Source organism: Paeniglutamicibacter sp. ZC-3, from assembly GCF_025847175.2.
Taxonomy (GTDB): Bacteria; Actinomycetota; Actinomycetes; order Actinomycetales; family Micrococcaceae; genus Paeniglutamicibacter; species Paeniglutamicibacter sulfureus.
Genome location: NZ_JAOYTG010000021.1, coordinates 23,852 through 48,542 on the forward strand (window position 1 = coordinate 23,852; position 24,691 = coordinate 48,542).

Annotated in this window: 24 protein-coding genes; 9 read left to right on the plus strand and 15 right to left on the minus strand. The window is 66.0% G+C overall.

The window, feature by feature from the left end; all coding sequences use genetic code 11:
* Window positions 1–38 precede the first annotated feature (38 nt).
* Window positions 39–494, plus strand: coding sequence for a pyrimidine dimer DNA glycosylase/endonuclease V (locus tag OIU93_RS17375; protein ID WP_264271320.1), 456 nt, complete (start codon window positions 39–41; stop codon window positions 492–494).
* On the opposite strand, the gene thpD is transcribed toward OIU93_RS17375, so the two are convergent.
* From thpD to OIU93_RS17410, 7 genes are all read right to left on the minus strand, one after another.
* Window positions 491–1,390, minus strand: coding sequence for an ectoine hydroxylase (gene thpD / locus OIU93_RS17380; protein ID WP_264271321.1), 900 nt, complete (start codon window positions 1,388–1,390; stop codon window positions 491–493). The two genes, OIU93_RS17375 and thpD, sit on opposite strands and share 4 nt — an antisense overlap.
* 144 nt (window positions 1,391–1,534) lie before the next feature.
* Entirely contained in the window at window positions 1,535–1,939 is a 405-nt protein-coding gene (locus OIU93_RS17385; protein ID WP_264271322.1) for an ectoine synthase, read from the minus strand.
* Between the two features lie 69 nt (window positions 1,940–2,008).
* On the minus strand, window positions 2,009–3,277 hold the full coding sequence (ectB, locus tag OIU93_RS17390) for a diaminobutyrate--2-oxoglutarate transaminase (protein ID WP_264271323.1): 1,269 nt from the start codon (window positions 3,275–3,277) through the stop codon (window positions 2,009–2,011).
* Window positions 3,278–3,420: 143 nt separating this feature from the next.
* A complete protein-coding gene (gene ectA, locus OIU93_RS17395; RefSeq protein ID WP_254455710.1) occupies window positions 3,421–3,966 on the minus strand; it encodes a diaminobutyrate acetyltransferase in 546 nt (181 codons plus the stop codon).
* 288 nt (window positions 3,967–4,254) lie between these two features.
* On the minus strand, window positions 4,255–4,668 hold the full coding sequence (locus tag OIU93_RS17400) for a DUF779 domain-containing protein (RefSeq protein ID WP_264271324.1): 414 nt from the start codon (window positions 4,666–4,668) through the stop codon (window positions 4,255–4,257).
* Window positions 4,669–4,820: 152 nt separating this feature from the next.
* Window positions 4,821–5,849 (minus strand): alcohol dehydrogenase AdhP, encoded by a 1,029-nt coding sequence (gene adhP / locus OIU93_RS17405; protein WP_217387020.1) that lies wholly within the window; start codon window positions 5,847–5,849, stop codon window positions 4,821–4,823.
* 175 nt (window positions 5,850–6,024) lie between these two features.
* Window positions 6,025–7,548, minus strand: coding sequence for an aldehyde dehydrogenase family protein (locus OIU93_RS17410; RefSeq protein ID WP_264271326.1), 1,524 nt, complete (start codon window positions 7,546–7,548; stop codon window positions 6,025–6,027).
* Between the two features lie 255 nt (window positions 7,549–7,803).
* Between OIU93_RS17410 and OIU93_RS17415 the strand changes: the two genes are divergently transcribed.
* Window positions 7,804–9,600, plus strand: coding sequence for an HNH endonuclease signature motif containing protein (locus tag OIU93_RS17415; RefSeq protein WP_264271327.1), 1,797 nt, complete (start codon window positions 7,804–7,806; stop codon window positions 9,598–9,600).
* On the opposite strand, the gene OIU93_RS17420 is transcribed toward OIU93_RS17415, so the two are convergent.
* Complete coding sequence (locus OIU93_RS17420; RefSeq protein ID WP_264271328.1) at window positions 9,597–10,907, minus strand: helix-turn-helix domain-containing protein; 1,311 nt, start codon at window positions 10,905–10,907, stop codon at window positions 9,597–9,599. The genes OIU93_RS17415 and OIU93_RS17420 overlap by 4 nt on opposite strands.
* A gap of 269 nt (window positions 10,908–11,176) precedes the next feature.
* On the opposite strand from OIU93_RS17420, the gene OIU93_RS17425 reads away from it, so the two are divergent.
* Window positions 11,177–11,593: a VOC family protein gene (locus tag OIU93_RS17425; protein WP_264271329.1), complete on the plus strand. Its 417-nt coding sequence runs from the start codon at window positions 11,177–11,179 to the stop codon at window positions 11,591–11,593.
* 325 nt (window positions 11,594–11,918) lie between these two features.
* On the opposite strand, the gene OIU93_RS17430 is transcribed toward OIU93_RS17425, so the two are convergent.
* Window positions 11,919–13,187 (minus strand): carbamoyl-phosphate synthase, encoded by a 1,269-nt coding sequence (locus OIU93_RS17430; RefSeq protein ID WP_264271330.1) that lies wholly within the window; start codon window positions 13,185–13,187, stop codon window positions 11,919–11,921.
* An 83-nt stretch (window positions 13,188–13,270) separates the two neighbouring features.
* On the opposite strand from OIU93_RS17430, the gene OIU93_RS17435 reads away from it, so the two are divergent.
* From OIU93_RS17435 to OIU93_RS17445, 3 genes are all read left to right on the plus strand, one after another.
* The gene (locus OIU93_RS17435; protein ID WP_264271331.1) at window positions 13,271–13,600 is read left to right on the plus strand and encodes a metal-sensitive transcriptional regulator; all 330 of its coding nucleotides are present in this window, start codon (window positions 13,271–13,273) and stop codon (window positions 13,598–13,600) included.
* Between the two features lie 59 nt (window positions 13,601–13,659).
* Entirely contained in the window at window positions 13,660–13,983 is a 324-nt protein-coding gene (locus OIU93_RS17440; protein ID WP_264271332.1) for a heavy-metal-associated domain-containing protein, read from the plus strand.
* Between the two features lie 75 nt (window positions 13,984–14,058).
* The gene (locus tag OIU93_RS17445; protein ID WP_264271333.1) at window positions 14,059–16,341 is read left to right on the plus strand and encodes a cation-translocating P-type ATPase; all 2,283 of its coding nucleotides are present in this window, start codon (window positions 14,059–14,061) and stop codon (window positions 16,339–16,341) included.
* A 94-nt stretch (window positions 16,342–16,435) separates the two neighbouring features.
* Here OIU93_RS17445 and OIU93_RS17450 read toward each other — a convergent pair whose 3' ends face one another.
* Window positions 16,436–17,410: a DMT family transporter gene (locus OIU93_RS17450; protein ID WP_372342958.1), complete on the minus strand. Its 975-nt coding sequence runs from the start codon at window positions 17,408–17,410 to the stop codon at window positions 16,436–16,438.
* Window positions 17,411–17,555: 145 nt separating this feature from the next.
* Between OIU93_RS17450 and OIU93_RS17455 the strand changes: the two genes are divergently transcribed.
* Together OIU93_RS17455 and OIU93_RS17460 are read left to right on the plus strand one after the other, a co-directional pair.
* Window positions 17,556–18,110 (plus strand): ABATE domain-containing protein, encoded by a 555-nt coding sequence (locus OIU93_RS17455; RefSeq protein WP_264271334.1) that lies wholly within the window; start codon window positions 17,556–17,558, stop codon window positions 18,108–18,110.
* A 57-nt stretch (window positions 18,111–18,167) separates the two neighbouring features.
* Window positions 18,168–18,497, plus strand: a complete 330-nt coding sequence (locus OIU93_RS17460) for a hypothetical protein (RefSeq protein WP_264271335.1) — start codon at window positions 18,168–18,170, stop codon at window positions 18,495–18,497.
* Between the two features lie 335 nt (window positions 18,498–18,832).
* Here OIU93_RS17460 and OIU93_RS17465 read toward each other — a convergent pair whose 3' ends face one another.
* The 4 genes from OIU93_RS17465 to OIU93_RS17480 form a co-directional block, all read right to left on the minus strand.
* A complete protein-coding gene (locus OIU93_RS17465; RefSeq protein WP_264271336.1) occupies window positions 18,833–19,135 on the minus strand; it encodes a hypothetical protein in 303 nt (100 codons plus the stop codon).
* Window positions 19,136–19,173: 38 nt separating this feature from the next.
* Window positions 19,174–19,746: a DUF308 domain-containing protein gene (locus tag OIU93_RS17470; protein WP_264271337.1), complete on the minus strand. Its 573-nt coding sequence runs from the start codon at window positions 19,744–19,746 to the stop codon at window positions 19,174–19,176.
* Window positions 19,747–19,780: 34 nt separating this feature from the next.
* Entirely contained in the window at window positions 19,781–21,001 is a 1,221-nt protein-coding gene (locus OIU93_RS17475; RefSeq protein WP_264271338.1) for an alpha-hydroxy acid oxidase, read from the minus strand.
* Between the two features lie 67 nt (window positions 21,002–21,068).
* Window positions 21,069–22,403: an MFS transporter gene (locus OIU93_RS17480; RefSeq protein ID WP_264271339.1), complete on the minus strand. Its 1,335-nt coding sequence runs from the start codon at window positions 22,401–22,403 to the stop codon at window positions 21,069–21,071.
* 145 nt (window positions 22,404–22,548) lie between these two features.
* On the opposite strand from OIU93_RS17480, the gene OIU93_RS17485 reads away from it, so the two are divergent.
* Window positions 22,549–23,208, plus strand: a complete 660-nt coding sequence (locus OIU93_RS17485) for a GntR family transcriptional regulator (RefSeq protein ID WP_264271340.1) — start codon at window positions 22,549–22,551, stop codon at window positions 23,206–23,208.
* Window positions 23,209–23,220: 12 nt separating this feature from the next.
* Here the strand turns inward: OIU93_RS17485 and OIU93_RS17490 are convergent, their stop codons facing one another.
* Entirely contained in the window at window positions 23,221–24,576 is a 1,356-nt protein-coding gene (locus OIU93_RS17490; RefSeq protein ID WP_264271341.1) for an MATE family efflux transporter, read from the minus strand.
* Window positions 24,577–24,691 lie beyond the last annotated feature (115 nt).

Sequence of the window (24,691 nt, forward strand, 5' to 3'; positions counted from 1 at the left end):
GGGGCCCGGTGTTTCCGGCGCATCGCTAGGATGGGTGGATGCGCCTATGGAGCCTGCACCCCCAATACCTGGACACCAAGGGCCTGCTCGCCTGCTGGCGGGAAACCCTGTTGGCGCAAAAGGTGTTGGACGGAAAGACCACGGGCTACCGGAACCACCCGCAATTACAGCGTTTCCGGGCCACGGAAGATCCACTCGCCGCGGTCGGAAACTACCTCGAGGGCATCGCCCTGGAGGCAGATGCGCGCGGCTACAACTTCAACCGGGCATTGGTTTTGCGTCCGCCTGCCCGCGGCCCGATCCACCTGCTGACGGTCACCGCCGGTCAGGTCGGCTACGAGCGGCAGCACCTGCTGGGCAAGCTGGCGGTGCGCGATCCGGATCGCGAGGCCCTGTTGGCAGCGGCTGATCCGCCCCGGCTGCACCCCGCCTTCGGGGCCGTCCCCGGGGACATCGAGTCCTGGGAACGGCCCGAAGCCGGACGCCGGAGCTAGCCGGCCGGGGTGAAGTCCCGGACCCCGATGTAGTCCGGGCGCGGCTGGTCAGCGCCGAACGGTTCGACCAACGTGTTTTCGACGCTGTTGAACACGATGAAGATGTTTGAGCGCGGGTACGGGCTCACGTTGCCGTTCGAGGCGTGCATGCAATTCGAATCGAACATCACGGCCCCGCCGGCCTTGCCCTCGAGCACGTCAATCCCGTATTCATCGGCGAACCGGGTCAGCGTCTCCTTGTCAGGGGTTCCTGCTCCCTGCATGATGAGGGACTTCTTGTAGTTGTCCTCCGGCGTTTCGCCACCGCAGGAAATGAACTTCTTGTGCGATCCGGGCATGATCATCAACGGCCCGTTGAACGTGTAGTTGTCGGTCAGCGAGATCGAGATGCTCACCGCCCGCGGGTCCGGCATGCCGTCCTCGGCGTGCCAGGTCTCGAAGTCCGAGTGCCAGGAAAATTCCTTGCCCTCGAAGCCAGGCTTGAAGTTCACCCGGGACTGGTGGATATAGACCTCCGAGCCCAGGATCTGCCGGGCCCGGCCCACCACGCGGGGGTCGTTGGCGATCTTCTTGAAGACCTCGCTGGTCCGATGCACGTCGAAGATCGAGCGCACCTCCTGGGACTTCGCCTCGATGATGGTCCGCTCGTCGGCCCTCACCGACGGGTCTTCCGACATCCGGCGCAGTTCCACCCGGAGAACCTCCAACTCCTCGGGGTCCACCAGTTGGTCGATGGCCAGATAGCCCTTGGACTCGAAACCCTGCAGGGTTTGCGCGTCAATGGGTCCATCGGCCGCGGTTCCCCAGGCCACCGGGCCCGGGCGATCAAGCACCGTGTAGTTGCTGCCTGTTCGTGTTGGATACGCATCGTGGTGGCGACGCAATGTCTCCGTCATGTCCGTTCCTCCTCGGTTTTTTAACTTGTCTGCGCCGTACCGCGCAGACACGGATGTGCCGGACCCTTCGGGGCCGGCACATCGCACTGCCCTGCCCCGTGGGGCAGGCAAGTCCACGGGGGGCGAATGGCCCCCCGATGCGGGTCAGGAAGCCGAAACCGCCTCTTCGACGATCAGCGGGTAGACGCCGTTCTCGTCGTGGATCTCGCGGCCCGTCACCGGCGGGTTGAACACGCAGGCCATGCGCAGCTCGGTGGTGGCGCGCACGGTGTGCTTCTCATTGCCGTTGAGCAGGTACATGGTGCCGTCGCCCAACTGGTGCACCTCACCGGTCTCCTCGTTGGTCAGCGTCCCCTCGCCCTGCACGCAGTACACGGCCTCGATGTGGTTGGCATAGTGGAACGTCGAGGTGGTCCCGGCGTAGATCACGGTGTCGTGGAAGGAGAAACCGACGCCCTCCCCCGCAAGCACCATGCGGCGGCTGCGCCAGGTCTCCGACTTGACGTCGCGGTCGGTGTCGTTCAGGTCGTTCAGGTTGGTAACCAGCATGTGTCCTCCAAGGGGATCGATAGTTGTACTCGGCGGCCGTTGCCGGCCATGGAAGTCGGGGGGGGGTGATTAGGCGGAGGCCAGCGCCGGGGTGCCGGCGACGGTGCGCACTGCCGCGGTGAGGATCGCCAGGCCGCGGGCCAGTTCCTCGTCGGTGACGGTCAGCGGCGGCATGAGCTTGACGACCTCGTCATCGGGACCGGAGGTCTCGACCAGCAGGCCGTTCGCAAAGGCCTCGGCGGCGACCTTGGAGGCCGTCTCCAGATCCGGGAAGATGATGCCCACGAGCAGGCCGCGGCCGCGGAGGCCCGCGCCCTCGACGGTGCCGGCGATTTCCTCGAGTCCGCGGTGCAGCGTCTCGATGGTGCCCGCCAGCTGCTGCTGGAACTTGTCGTCGGCCCAGTAGGCGCGCAGCGCGGCGGTGGCGGTGACGAAGGCCGGGTTGTGGCCGCGGAAGGTTCCGTTGTGCTCGCCCGGCTCCCAGACATCCAGTTCCGGACGGAACAGCGTCAACGCCATCGGCAGCCCATAGCCGGAGATCGACTTGGAGACGCATACGATGTCCGGCTCGATCCCGGCTTCCTCGAAGCTGAAGAAGGTGCCGGTGCGGCCGCAGCCGGCCTGGACATCGTCGACGATCAGCAGGATGTCGTGGCGCTTGAGCAGCGCCGCGAGGCTGCGCAGCCATTCGATGCGGGCGGCACGCAGGCCGCCTTCGCCCTGCACGGTTTCGACGATCACGGCGGCCGGCTTGTCCACGCCGGAGCCCGAATCCTCCAGGACCCGCTCGAGCCACATGAAGTCGGCGGTGGTGCCGTCGAAGTAGTCGTCGTAGGGGATCTTGGAGCTGTTGGTCAGCGGGATGCCGGCGCCCTTGCGCTTGAGCGAGTTGCCGGTGACCGACAGCGAGCCCAGGGTCATGCCGTGGAACGCGTTGGTGAAGGAGAGGATGTGCTGGCGCCCGGTGACCTTGCGGGCCAGCTTCAGCGCGGCCTCCACCGTGTTGGTGCCGGTCGGGCCCGGGAACATGACCTTGTAGTCAAGGTGGCGCGGCTTGAGGATCAGTTCCTGGAACGTCACAAGGAACTCTCGCTTGGCCGGGGTCATCATGTCCATCGAGTGGACGACCGCGCCGCTGGAAAGGTAGTCCAGCAACGGCTTGGTCAGCGCGGGGTTGTTGTGCCCGTAGTTCAGGGCGCCGGCACCGGAGAAGAAGTCCAGGTACTCGGTCCCGTCCTCGGAAGTCTGCGTGGCGCCTTTGGCGTGCGTGAACACGACGGGCCAGCTGCGGCAGTAGCTGCGGACTTCGGATTCCAGGGTTTCAAAAATATTGCTCATGGTCTTTCCCTTCAATAGGTATGACAAAGCTGCGGCCGGTCCTCGAAGGAGCTGGCCTCGGTGCGGAGATACTGGTGGTGGTGCGGGCAGGTCGGGCCGCCCGCTGGCCGCAATGGATACGGCGGGGTCAGGAATTGGTGCCGCTAGCGGCTTCCGGCGGCAGCCAGTTCAGGAACCGGTGAATTGGTGCCGTGCCCCAGCGGGCCGATCCTGTACAGGTACTCGGTGTCGTGGTCGTCCGGGTAGAGCTCGGGGGTAAACAACGCCGTCCGGGTCAGTTCGGCACCGTGCCGTTCGGCGAAACGGGTGAACAGCCGGTTGGAAGGCGCGTTGTCATCGGTGACCGTGGTCTCAAGCAGTTCCGCGCCGCTGCGTGTTGCCAATTCGTCGAGCATGGCCGCAGCCAGGCCGCGCTGCTGGAAGTCGGCACCCACGGCGACCTGCCACACCATGAGTGTTCCCGGGTCCTCGGGGCGCAGGTAGCCGGTGACGAAGCCGGCCGGGGCACCGTCGATTTCGGCGATGAGCGACGTCTCGGCGAAGTCGCGGGCCCAGAGCAGGTACGCGTACGAGGTGTTCACGTCCAGCACTTGGCTGTCATGGGCCATCTGCCACAGGGCTCGGCCGTCGGATACTGCTGGTTGGCGGAATGTTGCCTCGGACAATGTGTTTTCGAGTTCTTCAACCATCCATTCCAACGTAGCCATATGTCAGCAGATCTCAACCCCGCGCCCGGGGATTTGACAAGAATCGACCAATGCCGGAGCTGCCCGCCCATTCGGGGGCATCCCAAGGGCGACTAAGGAAGCGCCGGGGTCGGGCGGGGCCAAAAAACCGGCCGAAATTCCGTTACCATTTTGTTATATTACGTGCCCCTATTGTGCATCCGGTCACGCCCAAATATGTTCGCAATGGCCATCGGAGCAACGAAATCGACGCCCCCGGGCACCTCAAGTCGACTCCCGAGCCCACATTGGCTACGTCGCGGGAAACTCGATGATCTCGCTGCGGATCAGGAACCTCTTGCCCTCGGGCGCTTCCACGGAGAACCCCGAGCCTCGTCCGGGAACCACGTCGATGGTCAGTTTGGTGTGCTTCCAGTACTCGAACTGCTCCCGGCTCATCCAGAAGTCCAGGCTCCCCAGCGGGTTGCCCGCATCGTCCGGCAGCGCGAAGGTCCCCAGCAGGATGTCCGAATCGCCGGTCTTGAACTCACCTGCCGGGAAGCACATGGGCGAGGACCCGTCGCAACAGCCCCCGGACTGGTGGAACATCAGCGGCCCGTGCCGGTTCCAGAGCTTGCGCAACAAGTCCGCGGCCTCCTGCCCGAGCGCCACCCGCGAAAATTCCTCGCCGGCCATCGCCGGCGCCGACTCGATGACGTTTTCCATGCTCGTGCTCCCTTGTGCTTGTGGGTGTTTCCAATGGCAGATACCACCGCCCGGCACCGTCTTGGGGGATCGGTGCCGGGCGGGAGGTGTGGAACGGTTCGTGCGCTGGCCCTGCCCTGGTTCCACGGGGCAGAAGGGGGCTATGGCCCCCGCTACTTGTTGACGTAGTCGATGACCACGCGGCCATCGATCTTGGCGTGCTTCATTTCGTCGAAGACCGCGTTGACGTCCTCAAGCGGGCGGGTGTGGAAGGTGGGCTTGATCTTGCCGCGGGCGTAGAACTCCAGCGCCTCGTCCATGTCCTGCCGGGTGCCGACGATTGATCCGCGGATGGTCAGGCCCTTGAGCACGATGTCGAAGATCGGTGCCGGGAAGTCCCCCGGCGGCAGGCCATTGAACACGATGGTTCCGCCGCGCCGGGTCATGCCGATGGCTTGGCCGAATGCCGCCGGGTGCACCGCGGTGACGAGCACCCCGTGGGCGCCGCCGGTGGCCGCCTGGATGGCCTCGGCCGGGTCTTGCGCGAACGCGTTGACGGTGACCTCGGCGCCGTGGCTGCGGGCCAGGGCCAGTTTTTCCTCGGCGACGTCTACCGCGGCGACCCGCATGCCCATGGCGACCGCGTACTGCACTGCGATGTGCCCGAGCCCGCCGATGCCGGAGATGACGACCCACTGGCCGGGCTTCACTTCCGTCTGCTTCAGGCCCTTGTAGACGGTCACGCCGGCGCAGAGCACCGGGGCGATCTCGTACGGGTCCGAACCCTCGGGGATGTGTGCGGCGAACTTCGCATCCACCAGCATGTATTCGCCGAAGGAACCGTTGAGAGAGTATCCGCCGTTCTGCTGCGACTCGCAGAGGGTTTCCCAGCCGGTGCCGCAGTACTCGCAGCTGCCGCAGGCGCTGGCGAGCCAGGCGTTGCCGACCAGGTCGCCGACCTTGACCTCGGTGACGCCTTCGCCGATCTTCACGACGTTGCCGACGCCCTCGTGTCCGGGGACCAGCGGGAGGATCGGCTTGATGGGCCAGTCGCCCTCGGCGGCGTGGAGGTCGGTGTGGCAAACGCCGGAAGCGATGACCTTGACCAGCGCCTGGCCAGGGCCTGGCTCGGGGATCTCGGTGGTTCCAACGGTGAGTTCGTCGCCGAAGTTCTCGACTATGGCTGCGCGCATGGTGCTCATCAGTATTTCCTTGTCATTGGTTGATGGCGCGGGGACAGGGGGTTCGTGCACCGGAAGGTGACTGGCCCCTGATCACGCGCCACCGAAGCAGGGCGGAAAGCGGGTGGTGCTCACGTGCGGGGGTGGTGCGCATTGGAGGGGTCGGCGGTCTTCCGGCCGCCGACCCCAGGGCGGTTTAGAAGAAGCCCAGCTTGTCCTCCGAGTAGGAGACCAGCAGGTTCTTGGTCTGCTGGTAGTGGTCCAGCATCATCTTGTGGTTTTCGCGTCCGATGCCCGAGGACTTGTAGCCGCCGAACGCCGAGTGCGCCGGGTAGGCGTGGTACTGGTTGACCCAGACGCGGCCGGCCTGGATGTCACGCCCGGCGCGGTAGGCGGTGTTGCCGTTGCGGCTCCACACCCCCGAGCCCAGCCCGTAGAGGGTGTCGTTGGCGATCTCGATGGCGTCCTCGTAGCCGGAGAACTTCGCGACCGAGACGACGGGGCCGAAGATCTCCTCCTGGAAGATGCGCATCTTGTTGTGGCCCTCGAAGATGGTCGGCTGCACGTAGTAGCCGCCGGACAGGTCGCCCTCGAGCTCCGCGCGCCCGCCGCCGGTGAGCACCTTGGCGCCCTCGGCCTTGCCGATGTCCAGGTAGGAGAGGATCTTCTCCAGCTGGTCGTTGGAAGCCTGCGCGCCCATCATGGTCTCGGTGTCCAGCGGGTTGCCCTGCTTGATGGCCTTCGTGCGCTCCACGACGTCGGCCATGAAGGAGTCGTAGATGGATTCCTGGACCAAGGCGCGCGAGGGGCAGGTGCAGACCTCGCCCTGGTTCAGCGCGAACATGGTGAAGCCTTCCTTGGCCTTGTCGTAGAACGCGTCGTCCTTGGCCGCGACATCCTCGAAGAAGATGTTCGGGGACTTGCCGCCCAATTCCAGGGTGACCGGGATCAGGTTTTCCGAGGCGTACTGCATGATCAGCCGGCCGGTGGTGGTCTCCCCGGTGAACGCGATCTTGCGGATGCGCTTGTTGGAGGCCAGCGGCTTGCCGGCCTCGACGCCGAAGCCGTTGACGACGTTCAGCACGCCGGCCGGGAGCAGGTCCCCGATCACTTCCATGAGCACCAGGATCGAGACAGGGGTCTGCTCGGCGGGCTTCAGGACAATGGCGTTGCCCGCCGCCAAGGCCGGGGCCAGCTTCCACACGGCCATGAGGATCGGGAAGTTCCAGGGGATGATCTGCCCGACCACACCGAGCGGCTCGTGGAAGTGGTAGGCGGTGGTGTGCTCGTCGATCTGCGAGAGGCCGCCCTCCTGGGCGCGGATGGCGCCGGCGAAGTAGCGGAAGTGGTCGACGGCTAGCGGCAGGTCGGCGTTGATGGTCTCGCGCACCGCCTTGCCGTTGTCCCAGGTCTCGGCGACCGCAAGCATCTCGAGGTTTTCCTCGATGCGGTCCGCGATCTTGTTCAGGATCACGGCGCGTGCCGCCGGGCTGGTCTTGCCCCAGGGGCCGGCTGCGGCCTCGGCCGCGTCGAGTGCCGCCTCGATGTCCTCGGCGGTGCCGCGGCCGACCTCGCAGAAGCCCTTGCCGGTGACCGGGGTGATGTTCTCGAAGTACTCGCCCTTGATCGGGGCGACCCACTGGCCTCCGATGTAGTGCTCGTAGCGGGACTTGAACTGGACCAGTGAACCTTCGGTGTTGGGGTTGGCGTAGACCGTCATGACGACTCCTTGCAATCGGTGGTGTGGTGCTGTTCTGAATGTGAGCCTACTCACACCAACGTTGCGGCAACGTTGCATCAGTCCCTTCCACGGCGCCGGGCACCTCCGAACTATCCCCGGCACCCGTCATGTGCCGGCAATCCACGTTGCACCATGACCCGTTTCGCCCGCCGCCACAGTTGCCCGCGTCCACTCTCCCCCACATTTCCCCGTTCCGGCAGCGGCCCGGGTCGTGGGCGGAGCACACTCGAGCGCATGAGGACTTCCGCTGCACCGATCCCCCCGAGGGGGCATGCGCGCACCGACACCGCGATCCGCCACCTCGCCGACGCGGTGGCCCGGTTGCGTGCCGCGCAGCGGGAGCTCGACGGGCTGGAGCCGGACGCGGCATCCGCCGCACTGTTGCTGGGCCTGCTGGAACAGGGGAACCGGGCGATCGCCTACGAGCAGCTGCGCACCGCCTTCCGAGCCGATGCGAACCAGGTGCACCGGCTGGACCCGGACACCGCGGCCGCCATCGACGCGCTGGCCGCTGACCCCGGCGCCCTGGCCGAGGGCAACGCGGAAGTTCCTCCTGAACGGATATGCCCGGGGATGGCACCGCACCGCGACACCGCCTCCTGGCTGCAGGCGCACCTGCACATCTCGGCCACCGAAGCCCGCCGCCGGATCACCGGCGGTCGTTTGCTCGTCGCACCGGCACCCACCCCGCCGGAGTCTCCCAACCATGGCCAGGACCTCCGGTCGCCAGATGAACCCGCAGCACGCGTGTCGGCGCCCCTGTTCCCGCTGCTGGCCGGGGCCGCGGCCGACGGGTCCGCCGACGTGGGCACCCTGGCGCAACTGGCCGGGCGGCTGGAGTCGATGCAGCCGCGCATCGCCGAACGACCCGACGCGGCGAACCTGAACACCGCCATCGAAGAATCCCTGGTCCACGAGGCCCGCACCCGGGAGCCGAGGCACTCCCACAAGGCCCTCGCCGACTGGGGCACCTATCTGGCGGAGAACGGCGCCCCGATCACCGACGAGGAGATCCTGGCCAAGCGCGGCATGGTTTACCGCGGTTACCGCGACGGCTGCGACGAGTACCTGTTGCGCTGCGACCCCATCGACTCCGAAACGATCCTCGCCTTCGCCGAGGCCTGGACCAACCCGCGCTCAGACAAGCTCCCGCCCGCCTCCGCCTCGACCGGCGGTCTCGCCATCGATCCCGGCACCGGCACCACGGGCGCCAGCGGCCCGGGTCCCGACGCAGCGCAGGTCTCCGACGCCGCCGCTCCGGTCGGCATGCCCGCGCCCGAGTGGGCAGTGGCCCCGGGCACGAGCCCGGACCTGGTCCCGCGAAGCGAATGGGCGTGCGGGCCCCCCGCCACCGCCGAGGGCACGAATGCTGCGAACCCCACCGCCAAACCCTGGGACACCTCGACGTGGTGGGAGGCCCGCGACCCGCGCACCGCCCCCCAACTGCTGTTGGACGGGGTAATCGCCGCCATCAGCGGCACCCTGAACGGCACCGGTGTCCCTGAATCCGGGGGCCTGCGCGTGAAGGTCGGGGTGCTGATCGGCTACCGCGCCCTGCTGGGCCAATGCGAGGACGCCGGGATCACCGACCACGGCCGCCCGATCTCCGCCGCGAGCATCCGCCGGCTCGCCTGCAACGGCGACATCCTCCCCGCGGTGCTCGGCACCGAGGGGGAGATCCTGGATCTGGGACGGGAGGCGCGCAGCTTCTCCCCGGCGCAGCGCAAGGCCCTGGCCATCCGCGACCGCGGCTGCGTGGTCCCCGGCTGCCACCGTCCTGCCGCAACCACCGAGGCCCACCACGTGAAGCCCTGGCAGGAGGGCGGGCCCACCAGTGTGGACAATGGATGTCTGACCTGCGCATTTCATCATCTGCAGGTCCATTCCGGACTGATCACCCTAAAAATGGTCAACGGGATCCCGTACGTCATTGCCCGGGCCGGGCAGCCCCGCGGCGACCCGGAACGAAACCTGTACTGGCACCCCGAACTGCGCACCGCCGGCTACACCCCGCCGATGTTCACCGACTAAGAACGGGTTTCGAGCCGTTCAAGCGCGGCAACCACCATGGCCCGGCGGGGCGAGCGGGCGGGCAGCACCTGCAACGTGGTTCCGAGGACCTCCTCGTCGTCCTGCACCTCGGGCAGCTCCAGGAAGCGAAGAAGTTGCGCATCGGTGCCATCCTGCAGCATCCCCTGCCTCAGGGCGGCAAAGACCTCGTCTCGGATCACTTCGATGCCCGGGGCCTGCGAGCGCGGGAGGACCGGACCCGCAAAATGGGCCAACGCTGCGTCGAGGTCACCGCCTTCTATGGCAAGCAGCACCTCCCGGGCGTCGCTTTGCGGCGTACTCCCGAGCCGATACGGGCGAGAAAGGGGTACCAGCAGTGGATCGAATTCCGCCAGGACCTTGCGCAATCTGACCATTTCCGCCCGGAGCGTTCCCACATCGGCGGCATCGGGATTGAGATGCAGCAACTCGACCAATTCCTCGCCGGTTAGCCCGCGGGGATGCCAACTCAGCAACGCGAGCAGTTCCGCGTGCCTGGTACTTAGATCAATGACCTTGTCGCCGCGGTGCAGCTCCGCTCCGGCGCCGGAGGTCAGCCGAAGCATTGACCTCGATACCGGTTCGGATTTCACTCGGGAGGCTGAAGGAACAATAAAGGACCTTTGCGACGGTTCGACTTTTTCCTGGTACCAGCGCAACTCGGACTCGGCCGCCGCCACCGCCGCTTTCAGGAGTGCCAGTGAATGTGCGGCGACGGCTTCCTCGCCGCCGGTAATGTCCACGACGCCGAGTATTTCCCCGGTGCCCGGCGCATGGATGGGGACAGCTGTGCAGCTCCAGCGTTGGGCAATGGGATCGAAGTGTTCCGCACCTGAAACCTGCACTCCGCCTCGGGTGGCAAGCGCCGTGCCCGGAGCCGAGGTACCCACTGTGCGTTCGGACCAATCGGCGCCGGGCACAAAAGCCATGGATTCGGCGTCCTGCAAGGCCTGGCTGTCTCCTTTGACCCAGAGCAGGCGTCCCGTGGGATCCCCGATGGCCAGGATCAACCCGGTCTCCCGTGCCGGTTCGAGCAGGAGCCGGTCAAAAACCGGAAGAACAAGCCGCAACGGCGAGGTGCTCCGCAATTCACGCAGGGCATCGTCGCTGAGCACCGTATGGGCGTTGGATTCGGCCTTGCCCTTGTATTCCAGGGACCGCAGCCATGATTCGCGAACAACGTCGCGCAATTTCCAAGCCACGTGGTCGAGCGCCCCGATTCCCAGCGTCTCGTGGGCCGCCAGCGCACTGCGCTGCAGTGCCGGGGATGCCGGAGAATTGAGACGCATTTTTCACCTTCCGGGGAACAAGGAGCCAAGGCGTGGAGTACCGACTGACACCCAGTGTGATCCCCTTCACCATGCGCTCCCCAGCTTAGGTGAGATTCCTGGTCAGCTGAACCCCAAATGCACCCACGACGGTCACCACATTCCCGGTGCAAGCGCAGGGATCCCGCAACCCTTGCCCCGACCCCCATGGCCCGAGCATTATGGGTTCGTGACGGTTTCGCACTTCACGCCCATGCACCCCCTTTCCCCCAAGCAAAGGAGCCGGCCCCATGGCCCGCATGATTTTCGTCAATCTTCCCACCAAGGACCTCACTGCCTCGGATGCGTTTTATGCCGGGCTGGGATTTGAAAAGAACACCGACTTTTCCAACGACGTGGCCTCCGCCTGGATGATCACCGAGACCATTTGGGTCATGGTGCTCACCGAGGAGTTCTACTCCTCGTTCCTGCGCAACGGAGACAAACCCACCTACGGCGCCGGCCCGCGCGAGGTGCTCAATGCCATCAGCGGGGAAACCCGTGAGGAAGTCGACGAGTACGCACGCCGCGCACTTGAACATGGCGGAACCATCTACCGCGAGGCGGCGGAGGAGTTCCCGGGCATGTACTCGGTGGCCTTCCTGGATCCCGACGGCCACGAGTGGGAAGTGGGCTGGATGGACATGTCATCGGCCCCCGGGGCCTAAGGAACCTGAAAAGAAGAGGCAGTCGTTCCTTGCGCTCCATAGGTCGCAAGGAACGACTGCCTCGTGGTTTCCGGTGCAGGGGCCGTCAGGGTCACCCCGTGCAGGCCTCGTTGGAACAACCTGCATCGCGTGGTGCCCAATGGGCCTCGTTCTCGCCCTTGTCCTCCCACACGACATGGCGATGCTGCCCGCATCGTTCGCAGGAAGGCGCCAAGTAGGTGGCGCGCTCGGCATCCGTGTACAACTTGTAGTCACCCATGTTTTTCTCCCTTGAACCTTGCGGAACTAAAGTGCAATCACTCTACGCCCGAAGGGGAGGGGAACTCTAGGATGCCGGGTGGTGGCGCTTGAACTTGCGGTAGTGGTTTACCGTGCTCACCAGGATGTAGAACCAGCGGCGGGGATTGGTTTCCTTCTTGTAGTACAGCGGGTGGCTATAGCGCTTGGCCGATATGAGTTCCTCGACCCCGTTCTTCATGTCGCCCGGAAGGTAGCGACGCAAAAGGCGCAGCGGGAGGATGTTGTAGAGGTGGAAGTTCTCCGCGACCTCTAGTTCCGCTCCCCCGGATAATCCGCCGCGCAGGTATTCCTCGACGTAGAAGCGCGTCACGTTGTGGCCGGCAGCGGTGATATAGAAGTGGTTGCGGCCCAGGCGCGGGTTCAGTTCGAAGAACTTGTAGGTCCCGTCGCGCGGGTCCAGCTTCATGTCGAACATGGAGAAGCCGGTCCAGCCGAGGGCGTCGAGCAACCGGGACCCTTCGGCAACAGCCGTCTCGTTGGGCTGAGTGACAATGGCAGCGGAGTTTCCCAGCGCGCCTGGGGCATGCTCCTCGACGATGACCCGCCCGCAGGAGACAAATCGGACCTTGCCGCTTCGGTCGCTGAAGAACGTGGCCAGGTGCATGCCGCTGTCATCGCCCGGGATCAGGTCCTGGATGACCAAGGTGCCGGCGTACCCGGCGTTGGAGGCGCTGGCGATGAGCTCAGTCAATTCCGCCAGCGATGCGACGGTGTGGACCTTCTTCTTGCCCGCGAACTCCAGTGCACCCCAGGCCACTCCGTCCGAGGGCTTTACGATGGCCGGGAACGGCACCCCCTCGGCGGCAAGCTCCGCCTCAAGAGCCGCCGGATCCGCGGATGCACCGGCACAGTCGTGGACCACCGTGGCCGGGTAGCTGACGCCAAGGTCGCGGCAAAGTTCGTAGAAAGCATCCTTTTCCGTGGCCCGGTCCAACTCCGCATTGCCCACATAGGGGATGGTGAACCATTCGGCGAGCTCTTGGGCATGGGTGGCGATGAAGCGGATGTGCTGGTCGGCGGCACCCAGGAGCAACAGCGGCCGCTTGGCACCGTTGGTGCCGCCGAATTCGCGTCCCAGCCCGGACACGAAGGCGGCGAACGCCGCCGGATCGTCCTGCCGGGCGAAGGGCCGTGGCACCAGGACCCGCGAGTGCTCGGTAATGCCGGTCATCACCGAGGGGACGACCACCGAAAGCACGTCGTACTGCTCGTGGAACTCGCGCGCCAACGAGTACGCGCCGATGTCACCGCCCAAAATGACAGGGACGAAGGGCTGGTTCTCGTTGATTTGCATGATCCAAAACTATCAACCCGGCACAAATCGGATACCCCACGGGGGTACTTGACTTAATACCCTCAGGGGGTATTGTTTGGGGTATGGAAAACATCACCCTTCCGATCGACGAGCATGTCGGCCACGGATACACAGCCAACAAGGAAGCGCTGCTGAAGCGCCTCAACCGCATCGAGGGCCAGGTCCGCGGCGTCAATCGGATGGTCAATGAAGACAAGTACTGCATTGACATCCTCACGCAGATCTCCGCCATCAACGCTGCCCTGCACAAGGTCAGCCTCGGCCTAGTCGAAGAACACGTCTCCCATTGCGTCGTGAACGCCGCAGCGCAGAGCATCGAAACCGGCGACCAGTCCTTTGTGGACGAGAAGGTCGCGGAGGTCACCACGGCCATTGGCCGACTGCTGCGCTAAGGGGGCACACGCGATCCCTGAATTCCACACACCCAAGAAACCACTCCCCAGGAGAAAACATGAGCGATACATCTAACGGCGGTTGCTGCGGCGGGAGCTGCGGATGCAACTCGAATGAAGGACTCACCATCACCACGCGACCGGAGGACATCATGAGCCAGAACAACATCACCCTAAAGATCGACGGCATGACCTGCGGCCACTGCGTCGCATCCGTCACCGAGGAACTGCGCGAAGTTGAAGGCGTCACCAATGTAGAGGTCTTCCTCTCCGCAGGAGGCACCTCGACCGCCAACGTCACCACCAACTCACAGGTGGATAACGCAGTGCTGACCCAGGCAGTGCAGGAGGCCGGCTACACCGTCGTCTCCACAGACGCCTAGGCCCACTCCCGATTGCCAACGCACGGGGCGAGCACCCAGATGCACGGGCCATCGCCCGCCCCAGGAACGGAAAAGATGAGCAACGAAACAACCTTCCCCGCCAACCAACGCATCATAGAACTAGATATCCAGGGCATGACCTGCGCATCGTGCGTGGGACGGGTTGAGCGCAAGCTCGGCAAGATCGACGGCGTCGAGGCCCTGGTGAACCTGCCGCTGGAATCGGCGCGGATCACGGTCCCGGAATCCATCAGCGACGAGCAGATCATTGCGACCGTGGAGTCAGCCGGATACCAGGCCAGCCTGAAGGCCGACCGCTATGCCGCCGCGCCTTCCCAGGCGCAGTCGGCTTCCATCGGCACTGTCGAACCGCCCAAGGCCCCGCGCACGGACCACATCACCGGGCACGGCGGAAACGACCTGAAGAAGCGACTGGTTGGTGCCGCGATCTTCACGGTTCCGTTGTTCATCATTTCCATGATCCCTGCGGCGCAGTTCCCCCACTGGGGTTGGGTCGCGGTGGTTCTGGCCACGCCCGTAGTCTTCTGGTCGGCCTGGCCGTTCCACCGCGCCGCCGCGATCAATGCGCGGCACCTGGCCTCCACGATGGACACGCTGGTGTCGATCGGGGTGCTCGCCGCGTACTTCTTCTCCCTGTGGCAATTGGCGGTTGACCCGATGCTGACCGCCCACATCGGCATGCCGATGAGCGAACACGCCCTGTACTTCGAGACCGCAGGCGTCGTGGCGACGTTCCTGCTTTTGGGACGCTTTCTGGAGGCGCGCGCCAAGTCGAAGGCCGGGGACGCACTGAAGACGCTGCTGGACCTCGGCGCGAAGGAAGCCGTCGTGCTGCGCGATGGTGTCGAAACGAAGATCCCCGCCGCCGAACTGGTGCCCGGCGACGAGTTCGTGGTGCGCCCGGGTGAAAAGATCGCCACCGACGGCTTCGTGGTCACCGGCCACTCCGCCGTGGACACGGCACTGGTCACCGGAGAATCGGTGCCTGTCGAGGTCGGACCGGAAGACACCGTCACCGGCGCCACCATCAACACTTCCGGCCGCCTGCTGGTGCGCGCCACCCGGGTCGGCAAGGACACCACCCTGGCCCAGATGGGCCGACTGGTTTCCCAGGCGCAGACCGGCAAGGCCCCCATCGCCCGGCTCGCCGATAGGATCTCCGCCGTCTTCGTTCCGATCGTGCTGGCCATTGCTGTGCTGACCTTCGTGTTGTGGCTGGTATTCACCGGGGATATCAACGCCGCGGTTGCCGCCTCAGTCGCGGTGCTGGTCATCGCCTGCCCCTGCGCGCTGGGCCTGGCTACCCCCATCGGCCTGCTGGTGGGGTCCGGACGCGGGGCCCAACTGGGCATCTTGATCCGCGGACCACAGGTCTTGGAGGACACCCGCAAGATCGACACCGTATTGCTGGACAAGACCGGAACCATCACCGAGGGCAACCTCGCGGTCACTTCCACCGTCCCGGCCGCCGGTTTCGATGCCGCCACGCTGCTGGCCCTGGCCGGCGCCGCGGAATCGGGTTCAGAGCACCCCATTGCCCACGCCATCGTTGCGGCGGCGCGTGCAGAGGCACCGTTGGCAGAGGCCACAGCGTTCACCTCCGCCCCCGGTGGCGGGGTCAAGGCCCGCATTGGAGACCGGACCGTGGTTGCGGGACGGTCGAGCTGGATGCGGGAAAACGGAGTCCAGCTCAACGAGTCAGACCACCTGAGACTGCGCGAGGCCCAGCAAACCGGTGCCACCGCCATCATGATCGGTGTCGACGGCGCCTTCGCCGGACTGGTCAACCTCTCCGACACCATCAAGGAGTCCTCCGAGGCGGCGATTGCCCGGCTGAAGGAACTGGGACTGCGCCCGGTGCTGTTGACCGGCGACAATGCCGCAGTGGCCGCGCAGGTTGCATCCCGGGTCGGCATTGCCGAGGCCGATGTCTTTGCCGATGTCTTCCCCGAGGGCAAGGCCCAGGCCGTGCGCAAGCTGCAGGCCGAGGGCCGGGTCGTTGCCATGGTCGGCGACGGGGTCAACGACGCTCCGGCACTCGCCCAGGCGGACCTCGGGATCGCCATGGGATCGGGAACCGACGTCGCCATCGAGGCTGCGGATCTGACCATCATGGGCAATGACCTCAACCAGGTGGCCCAGTCCATCGAGCTGTCCCGCAAGACGCTGGGCACCATCAAGATGAACCTGTTCTGGGCCTTCGTCTACAACACCGCCGGCATCCCGGTGGCGGCACTCGGGTTCCTGAACCCGATGATTGCCGGGGCCGCCATGGCCGCCAGCTCCGTGCTGGTGGTCGCCAACTCACTGCGACTGCGCAGCTTCGGGCGCAAGTAGCAACGCCCGAGCCACGACGAGGCCGGTGTGTGGCGGCAGCTTCCCGACTGGGGCACTGCGGCTGCACACCGGCCTTGCGTGTTGGCCGCGCAGGCTACCGGCTGCGCAATTCGTCGGCCCGTACCAGCAGCACGCCGCCGACGATCAACAGTCCTCCGAGCAACTGGACTCCTGCGGGCAGCTCACCCAGCAGAAGCCACGCCCACAGCACGGCGAAAAGCACCTCGGTGAGCGAGATGAAGGAAGCAAGCTTCGAGCCCAGTGTCCGGGCTGCCATGATGCCGGTGACATAGGCGATGACCGTGGAGAACAGCACCAGTCCCCCCAGTGCCACCCACCACTGGGTTTCCCAGCTGGCCAGTTTCACGGGCACGAACCTCACCTGCATGTCCAGCAGGCCGACCACACCCAGAATTCCCATGGCCGCTGCCCCCACAAGCAGCCCGCCGGTGGCCAGCACGATCGGCGGCAGTGCGCCATCGACTCGGGCGCTGACGAAGAAGTAGACCGTCAAACCTACGGCAGCACCCAGTCCCCAGAGCACCCCAATCGGGTCCACGCGCGTCTCACCCGCCAGATTCAGGACGGCGACCAGGCCGGCGAGGGCAAGGAGCGCGCCACCGATCGTCATGGCCTTGGGAGTCCTGCGGTGGCGAACCCACAGAAAGAGCACGATCAGCACGGGGGCCAGGTACTCCAGCAGCAGCGCCACTCCCACATCGAGTCTTTCGACGGCCAGGAAATAGCAGAATTGGCAGGCGCCGACGCCGAACAGCCCAAAGAGCAGGATCGACTTCCAGTTGCGGGCCAGCAGCGACCACTTGCCACGCATGATCAGCAGCGTGGGAACCAGCAACACCAGTGCTGCGCCCGCCATGCGCAACGTCACCGCCGCGGCGGGACTCCAACCCGCCTCCAGCAGCGACTTGGCGAACGAACCAGATAGGCCGAAGACCGCCGATGAAAACAGCGCAATGCCCACGCCGCCCAGGCGTGGGCGCGAGGACGACACCGGGACTGCAAGGGGTGACAGCTGTGCCAACTGTGTGGGGATTTCTTCTCTTGGCACGGCGATACGCTCCTTGGCAAAGTCGGCCCGACGCGCGAAGGGGGCTTGTGGCCGCAACGACTGTCAGGAGTAAAATTATGTATGATCATGACACTAGATCCACGGGGGTTTCCCCGTCAATCCACAGTGCACCACAGGAGTCACATTGATCTTTGCCCCTGACACAGAGGTTGCCCTGGGCACTGTCGTTGCCCTCATCAACTCATCAGTCCAAGCTTCCGACGGGCTGCTCACGCGTGCCGACCTCAACGAGTTCCTCAACGAGCAGGGGTTCACCGGCTCCCGGACCCACAATGACGCGGAGCTGCGCTCGGTACGCCAACTGCGCTCCCAGCTGCGCGAGCTGTGGTCCGCCTCCGAGGAGGAGGCCGTGGACAGGGTCAACAACATCCTGCGCAACGCCCGCGCCCTGCCGCAATTGGTCAAGCACGACGGGTGGGAATACCACATCCACGCCACCACGCCGGAGGCGCCACTGAGCGAGCGCATGGCGGTGGAAGCCGCCATGGCCCTGGTGGATGTGTTGCGTTCGGGCGAATTGTCGCGCTTGCGGGCCTGTGCGGCCGAGGACTGCGAGGCGGTGCTGTTGGACCTCTCGAGGAATCGTTCGAAGCGCTATTGCGACACCGGCAACTGTGCCAACCGGGAGCACGTGCGCGCATACCGCCAGCGAAAATCCGAGCAAAAACCCGGGCTCTGAACATACACTGGAGCCAGGGCCGAAAGTGTATTAGGCCCGCCGATCGGAGGAGCCACCGTGAACAGCGAAGAAGCCCCGCAACCACACGCCGCTGACGAGTACGAAGTCGACCTTGAGAAGTCCCATGACGGCCCGGCAAGAGCCGCCGCCCGCTGGGCCGCCGCGCTGGTCAACGGCTTCTTCGGCGGAGCCGGATCCGACGCAGTCGGTGCTGCCGTCGTCGTCCACCGGATCGACAACAACGCCGAAGTGCTGCGCATCAATGCAGGCAGCATCGAGGATGCCGAGTCAATGGTGGCGATGGTCCGCTCGGACCTCGAGGAGCTGGACCACGACGAATTCCTGGATCGCTGGGGCGGGCGCGACGGCGCCGAGCCCGCGCACTAGCCCGTCAGCAGCACAAGCCATGCCGTGGAGGCAACCACCTGGCCTCCACGGATCTATCCTGCGGGAAAGCCTGTCGGCGCCTGGACCTGTGCTCGGAGCCCTTGATCATCGGGACAAACACCAAGAGACCAAGCGCGAAAATGAAGGCGCCCGACAGCGCCGCTGTGCGGAAGCGATGTACGTCCGGTCGCCGTGAGGGACTGGGAAGAAGCCTTGTTGCAACAAGGTTGCCAAGAAATCGACGCCCGCACTTTCTTCACCGCCACCGCTAACGCCGGTTAACCAACGATGCCGCCCGGGATTCCCGGGCGGCATCGTCCAAAAGCGTGGTTTATCTAGTTCTTCTTCTTGGGCTTCGCGTCCGGGGTTTCCGACGAGCGGTTGACTCCGGATCCGGTTCCCATTTCCTCGGGGTTTTCCTTGCCCGCCATGGTCATCACGGAAATAATCAACAAGCACGCGACGAAGGCGACGCCAAAGGCCACAAGCCCGATGTCGATACGCAACGGGTTATCCGAGCCACCGGTTGACGAAATGGTGGCAATGACGCCGGCAACGATGCCCATGACCAAGGAGAAGGAAAGGGGTGCCTTGATGCTCTGCTGCCAAGATTTTTTCTCGGCTGGGGTGTTGCCCACGAAAGGCCCTCCTACAGGTTTTTGGTTCAACATTTATTCTAGCTCCAAAGCCCGGTCTCGGGTTCCTTCGCGGCATGGCGCAGGCCGAAGGCCGAGATCAGTACGAACACCGCCAGGATAATGGCGCCACCGCCTGCCAGGCCGAGCAATCCGTGGGCGTCCAGGTGCAGACCCATCAGCAGCGACGCCCCCGCGCCCAGGGACACGAAGCCGGTGACCAGCTGATCCTTGAACGGGACGAACTCGGCGCGGTGCCGAATGAAGACCACGATTTCCAGTGCGCCGGCGAGGATCCACGCGGCGGCCCCGGCGATCGCGACCACAAGGGTCTCGGGACGGAACGCCATGACCAGGCCCGCGAGGATCATGGCCACCGCGGAACCCGCATAGAGCCCGCGCACGGACTTCGGGGCGCTCGGGACGCTGGCATAGTCCCAGAGGAACTTTGCGCTGATCACCATGAAGGCAGCCAACGAGTAGGCCAGCACCTGGCTGTTGGCGGCGGGCCAGAATATGGACACGAGCGCAAAACCGGCGGCCGTCGCGGCGCGCCCCATCACTGGGGTGGCTACTTCGGCGGCAATGGTTGCGGGGATTTTTACTGCAGGCACGTCCACAAGTCTACCGGCGATGGAACCTCCGGCCTCATTCGCGCCCGGGCCGCCGACGGATCAACCCCGGGCCAAGGTCGGCGATCGTGGCCGCTCCCATGAGCTGCATGTTGACCTCGATTTCCTTGGCCAGCAGTTCGATGACCCGCGCGACGCCTTGCTCGCCACCTGCCATCAGCCCGTAGAGGTAGGCGCGGCCAATGAGGACGAAGTCGGCCCCGGCGCAGAGCGAGGCGACGATGTCGGCACCGGACATGATGCCCGAGTCCAGGATGATCTCCACCCCCGCACCGACTTCGGCACGCACCTCGGACAGCGCTTCGAAGGAGACCGGGGCACGGTCCAGCTGGCGACCGCCGTGGTTGGAGACCACCAGTCCGTCGGCCCCGGCGTCAACGGACTTGCGCGCGTCCTCGGCCGTGAGCACGCCCTTGACGAAGAGCTTGCCGTCCCAGATCGAGCGGATCCATTCCAGGTCGGCGAAGGAGAGCGTCGGGTCGAACATCGAATTGATCAGGGTGGGCAGGTCGGTGGCGCTGTTGGACAGCGAGGCGAACTTCAACGAGTCGGTGGTCAGGAAGTTGAACCACCATTCGGGGCGGTAGGAGGCATCCAGCACCGTTTTAAGGTTCAGCTTGGGCGGGATGACCATGCCGTTGCGGGCATCGCGCAGGCGCTGGCCGGCCACGGGAGTGTCGACGGTGACCAGCAGGGTGTCATAGCCCGCGGCCCTGGCACGCTCCAGCAGCTGGCGCGACTTCTCGCGGTCCTTCCACAGGTAGAGCTGGAACCAGCGGCGGGACTCCGGTGCCGCCTCTGCGACCTCCTCCAGCGAGCGGGTGCCCATGGTGGACAGGGAGAACGGGATGCCGGCGGCCGCGGCGGCGCGCACCGCGCCGGTCTCCCCCTCGGCATGCATGAACCGGGTGAACCCGGTCGGGGCGATGCCGAAGGGCAGTGCCGAGGACGCACCGGCAATGGTGGTGGACAAATCCGCCTTCGCGGTGCCGTGCAGGATGCGCGGAATCAGCTCGATCGAGTCGAGTACCTCCCGGGTGCGGCGGTAGGTCAGCTCGCGCTGGGCCGCCCCATCGACGTAGTCGAACGCCGGTGTGGGGGTGCGCCGCTTGGCGATGGCGCGCAGGTCCCACACGTCGGCGGCCTTGGCTAGTCGTGCCGCCCGCCTGTCCAGGGTGACGGGCTCGAAGTTCATCAGCGAGCGAAGTTCGGATATCTGCGGCAGTCGGCGCTTCATGGGGGTGTCCGGCTTTCTGTGGATCGTGCGTGGGGGGGATGGTGCGTGGGGCACGGGGAAGGGCGGGTCAGTGGTTGGCGGGAACCCTCAGGGAGAGCAGAACGGCAATCGCCGAAAGCAGGCAGCAGGCCAGCAGGTAGCCGGCGGCCAGGTGCGTGCTGCCGTCCGCGGCGTTGACCAGGGCGGCGGCTATCAGCGGGCTGAGCCCGGCAACCACGGCCCCGTTGGTCTCGCGCGCCACCCCGATTCCGCTGAGTCGGCGCTGTGGCGGGAAGAGGTTGGTGAGGAACGCACCCTGCGCACCGCTGGTGGCCGGGATGACCAGCCCGTAGCCCAGCGCGATCGCGGTGAAGGCCAGGGCGAAACTGCCGGCGCTGAGCAGCCCGAAGATCGGGTAGGCCAGCACCGCGCCCATGACGGAGCCGAAAAGCAGCACCTTCGCGGCGCCGAACCTGTCCGAAAGTCGGCCGCCCACCGGGGTCAGCGCGACGGAGACCAGTGAGCCGAGGGTGACGGCCAACAGCGCGTCGGACTTGGCCAGCCCCACCAGCGGGGAGGTCATCAGGCTCAGCGCGTAGACGGCCAGGATGTAGTTCATGGCATTGTGCCCGGTGATGGAGAAGAACCCGATGAGGACCTGGCGCCAGTCGCGGGCCAGCACGTCGCGCAGCGGCAGCCGCGACTTGGTGCGTTCGGCCGCCGCCTTCTCGACGGCCCGGGAGTACTCCGGGGTTTCCTCGAGCCGGTTGCGGATGTACAGGGCCAACAGGAAGAGCACCGCGGAAACGAGGAACGGGACGCGCCACGCCCAGCCCAGCAACGCCTCGGTGCCCAGCGAGGACACGGCAAAGAAGGCGAAAGTGGCCAGCGCGATGCCGGCCGGCGGGGTGGAGAGCACCAGCGAGGTATAGAAGCCGCGGCGCTTCGGCGGGGCGAATTCGGCCACCAGGGTCATGGCCCCGGCCAGCTCGGCTCCGGCCCCGAAGCCCTGCAGCAGCCGCAGGATGACCAGCAGCAGCGGGGCGGCCGCCCCGATTGCCGCGCTGGTAGGCAGCAGCCCCACGCCGACGGTGGCCACGCCCATCAGGACGATGGTGAGCATCATGGCCGGGCGCCGGCCGTACTTGTCGCCGATGTGCCCGACGATGACCCCGCCCAGCGGTCGGGCGACGAACCCCACCGCGAAGGTGGCAAAGGCCATCATGGCGGCGGCCGAGGACACCGCCTCGGAGAAGAAGAGCGGGGCGATGACCAGGCCGGCCGCCGCTCCATAGAGCGCATAGTCGTACCACTCGATGACCGTGCCGAGAACCGCGGCGAAGACTGCCCGGCGTCCGGCCGGGGTGAGCCGCTGGTTCTCGGCGCGTTGTTCCTCGGCGCGAAGCCCGGGGTTAGTGGTCATCGTTGACATCCATCCGTCCAAAATCCTGAAAAATCCCTGAAAGATATTTCTAACAGGGAGGTAGTATCTTTCACAAGGGCCGCGGAAGCATCCGGCCCAATGTGACGCGGGCACCGACGCCCGCCGACCCGAGGGAGTTTCACCGATGAGTCCATCGCTCACCGATCGCCTGGTCGTGCAATTGCGCGCGGCCATCCTCTCGGGAAGGATCGCCCCGGGCAGCATCGTGGTCGAGCCGCGCCTGGCCGAGGAGTACTCCGTTTCCAAGACGCCGGTCCGCGAGGCGCTGCGCCTGCTGACCTCCCAGGGCCTGCTCACCGTGTTGCCCAAGAAGGGCTATCTGGTGCGCACCATGGGCCTGCACGACGTGCAGGAAACCCTTGACCTGCGCATGCTCCTGGAACCGCACGCGGCGGCCGCCGCCGCCGGTTTCCTGCCGCAGGAACTCACCGTGAAGCTGCGCCAGCTGCTCGATGCCCAGGCGGCGCTCTCCGCCGCCGACCCGCTGGGGGCCATGAAGGCGGCCCAGGACTTCCACCAGGCCATCGCGGACGCCTCGCGCAATTCACGCCTGGCCGATTCCCTGCGGCGCTGTTTCGACGAGACGGCCCGCGCCCACCACGTGCTTCCGGGGCTGCAACACTATATGGGCGCCCCCACCGAGCTGGCCGAGCACGAGGCCCTCTACGCCGCGATCGCCGCGGCGGACGCGCGGGCGGCGGAGGAAGCCATGCGCGTGCACCTGCGTTCCATCCGCACCGCCATGGCCCAGCAGTTCACCGACCCGGGGAGCCTTTGGACCTGATTTTCCCGCGGCTCAGGCTCCCAGGCGCATCCACTTGTCGTTGCGCACCCGCCACGTGAGCGTCGCGGCGCGGGCGAGCATGAAACCCAGGCCGAATGCCACCCAGATCCAGGCGACGGCCGAGACGCCGGCGTGCTCGAAGCGCGTCACGATGAAGAGCAGCGGCAGGTAGACCAGCAGCGTGACGACGCCGGCGACCGCCAGGTAGCGCGCGTCCCCGGCACCGATCAGCACCCCGTCCAGCACGAACACGAGCCCGCAGACCGGCTGGGACGCTGCGAGGATCCAGACCCCGACCATGGTTGCCTGCCGCACCGAGTCATTCGTGGTGAACAGCGCGCCGACAAAGGGGGCGATGACCGCCAGCAGCGCGCCGGTTGCCACGCCGAAGTACAGGCCCCAGCGGCACATGGTCCTGGTCAGCAGGTTGGCCCGCACCGCGTCGCCTGCCCCCAGCTCCTTGCCGATCAGCGCCTGCGCGGCAATGGCCAGCGCATCCAGCGCAAAGGCCATGAAGGTGAAGATGGTGAAGACCAGCTGGTGGGCGGCGAGCGTGAGAGCCCCCTGTCCGGTGGCCACCCAGACCGTGGCGAGCAGCGCCAGGCGCAGCGACAGCGTGCGCAGCATCAGCCAGGATCCGACCTGCCCGGTGCCCAGCACCCCGCGCCCGTGCGGCGCCAGCGACTGTCCGGCATTGCGGATCCGTGGAATGAGCATCCACAGGTACACCGCGGCCATCCCCCATTGGGCGATCGAGGTGCCCAGCGCGGCACCGGCGACGGACATCCCCAGCGGGTAGACCAAGATGAGGTTAAGCGCGATGTTTGCGGCAAAGCCTATCCCCGCCACGTAGAGCGGGGTCTTGGTGTCCTGCATGCCGCGAAGAACCCCGGTCGCGGCGAGCACCAGCAGCATCGCGGGTATGCCGAAGGTGGAATATTGGATGTAGTCCACCGCGAACCGGAGCACCTCGCCCTGGGCTCCCATGGCGGCCGCCAGCATGGGTGCACCGAAGAACCCGGCCAGGCCCAGGACCACGCCCAGGCCGAGGGCAAGCCAGATCCCGTCGCGCCCGGCGGCCATGGCCCGTCCGAGGTCGCCGGCGCCGATGGCCCGGGCGACGGCGGGGGTGGTGGAGTATGCCAGAAAGACCATGAGTCCCACCGCGGTTTGCAGGACCGTGGTCCCCAGCCCCGCGCCGGCAAGTTCGTTGATGCCCAGGTGCCCGACGATGGCCATGTCGGCCAGCAGGAAGAGCGGCTCCGCAATGAGAGCGCCCAGCGCGGGAACCGCCAGTGCCAGAATGGTTCGGCCCAACCCGCGGGACGCATCGGGGGTGACGACCTGTTTCCTGCCTGCTTCTTTCACCCCACCAGCCTACCGGGCACGGTCTCGCCCACGATGTCCCCCACAAGTCATTGACACAAACAGGTTTGTGTCACAAACTTGTTTGCAGATCGCTTGTCGTTTCATTCCATCCCCC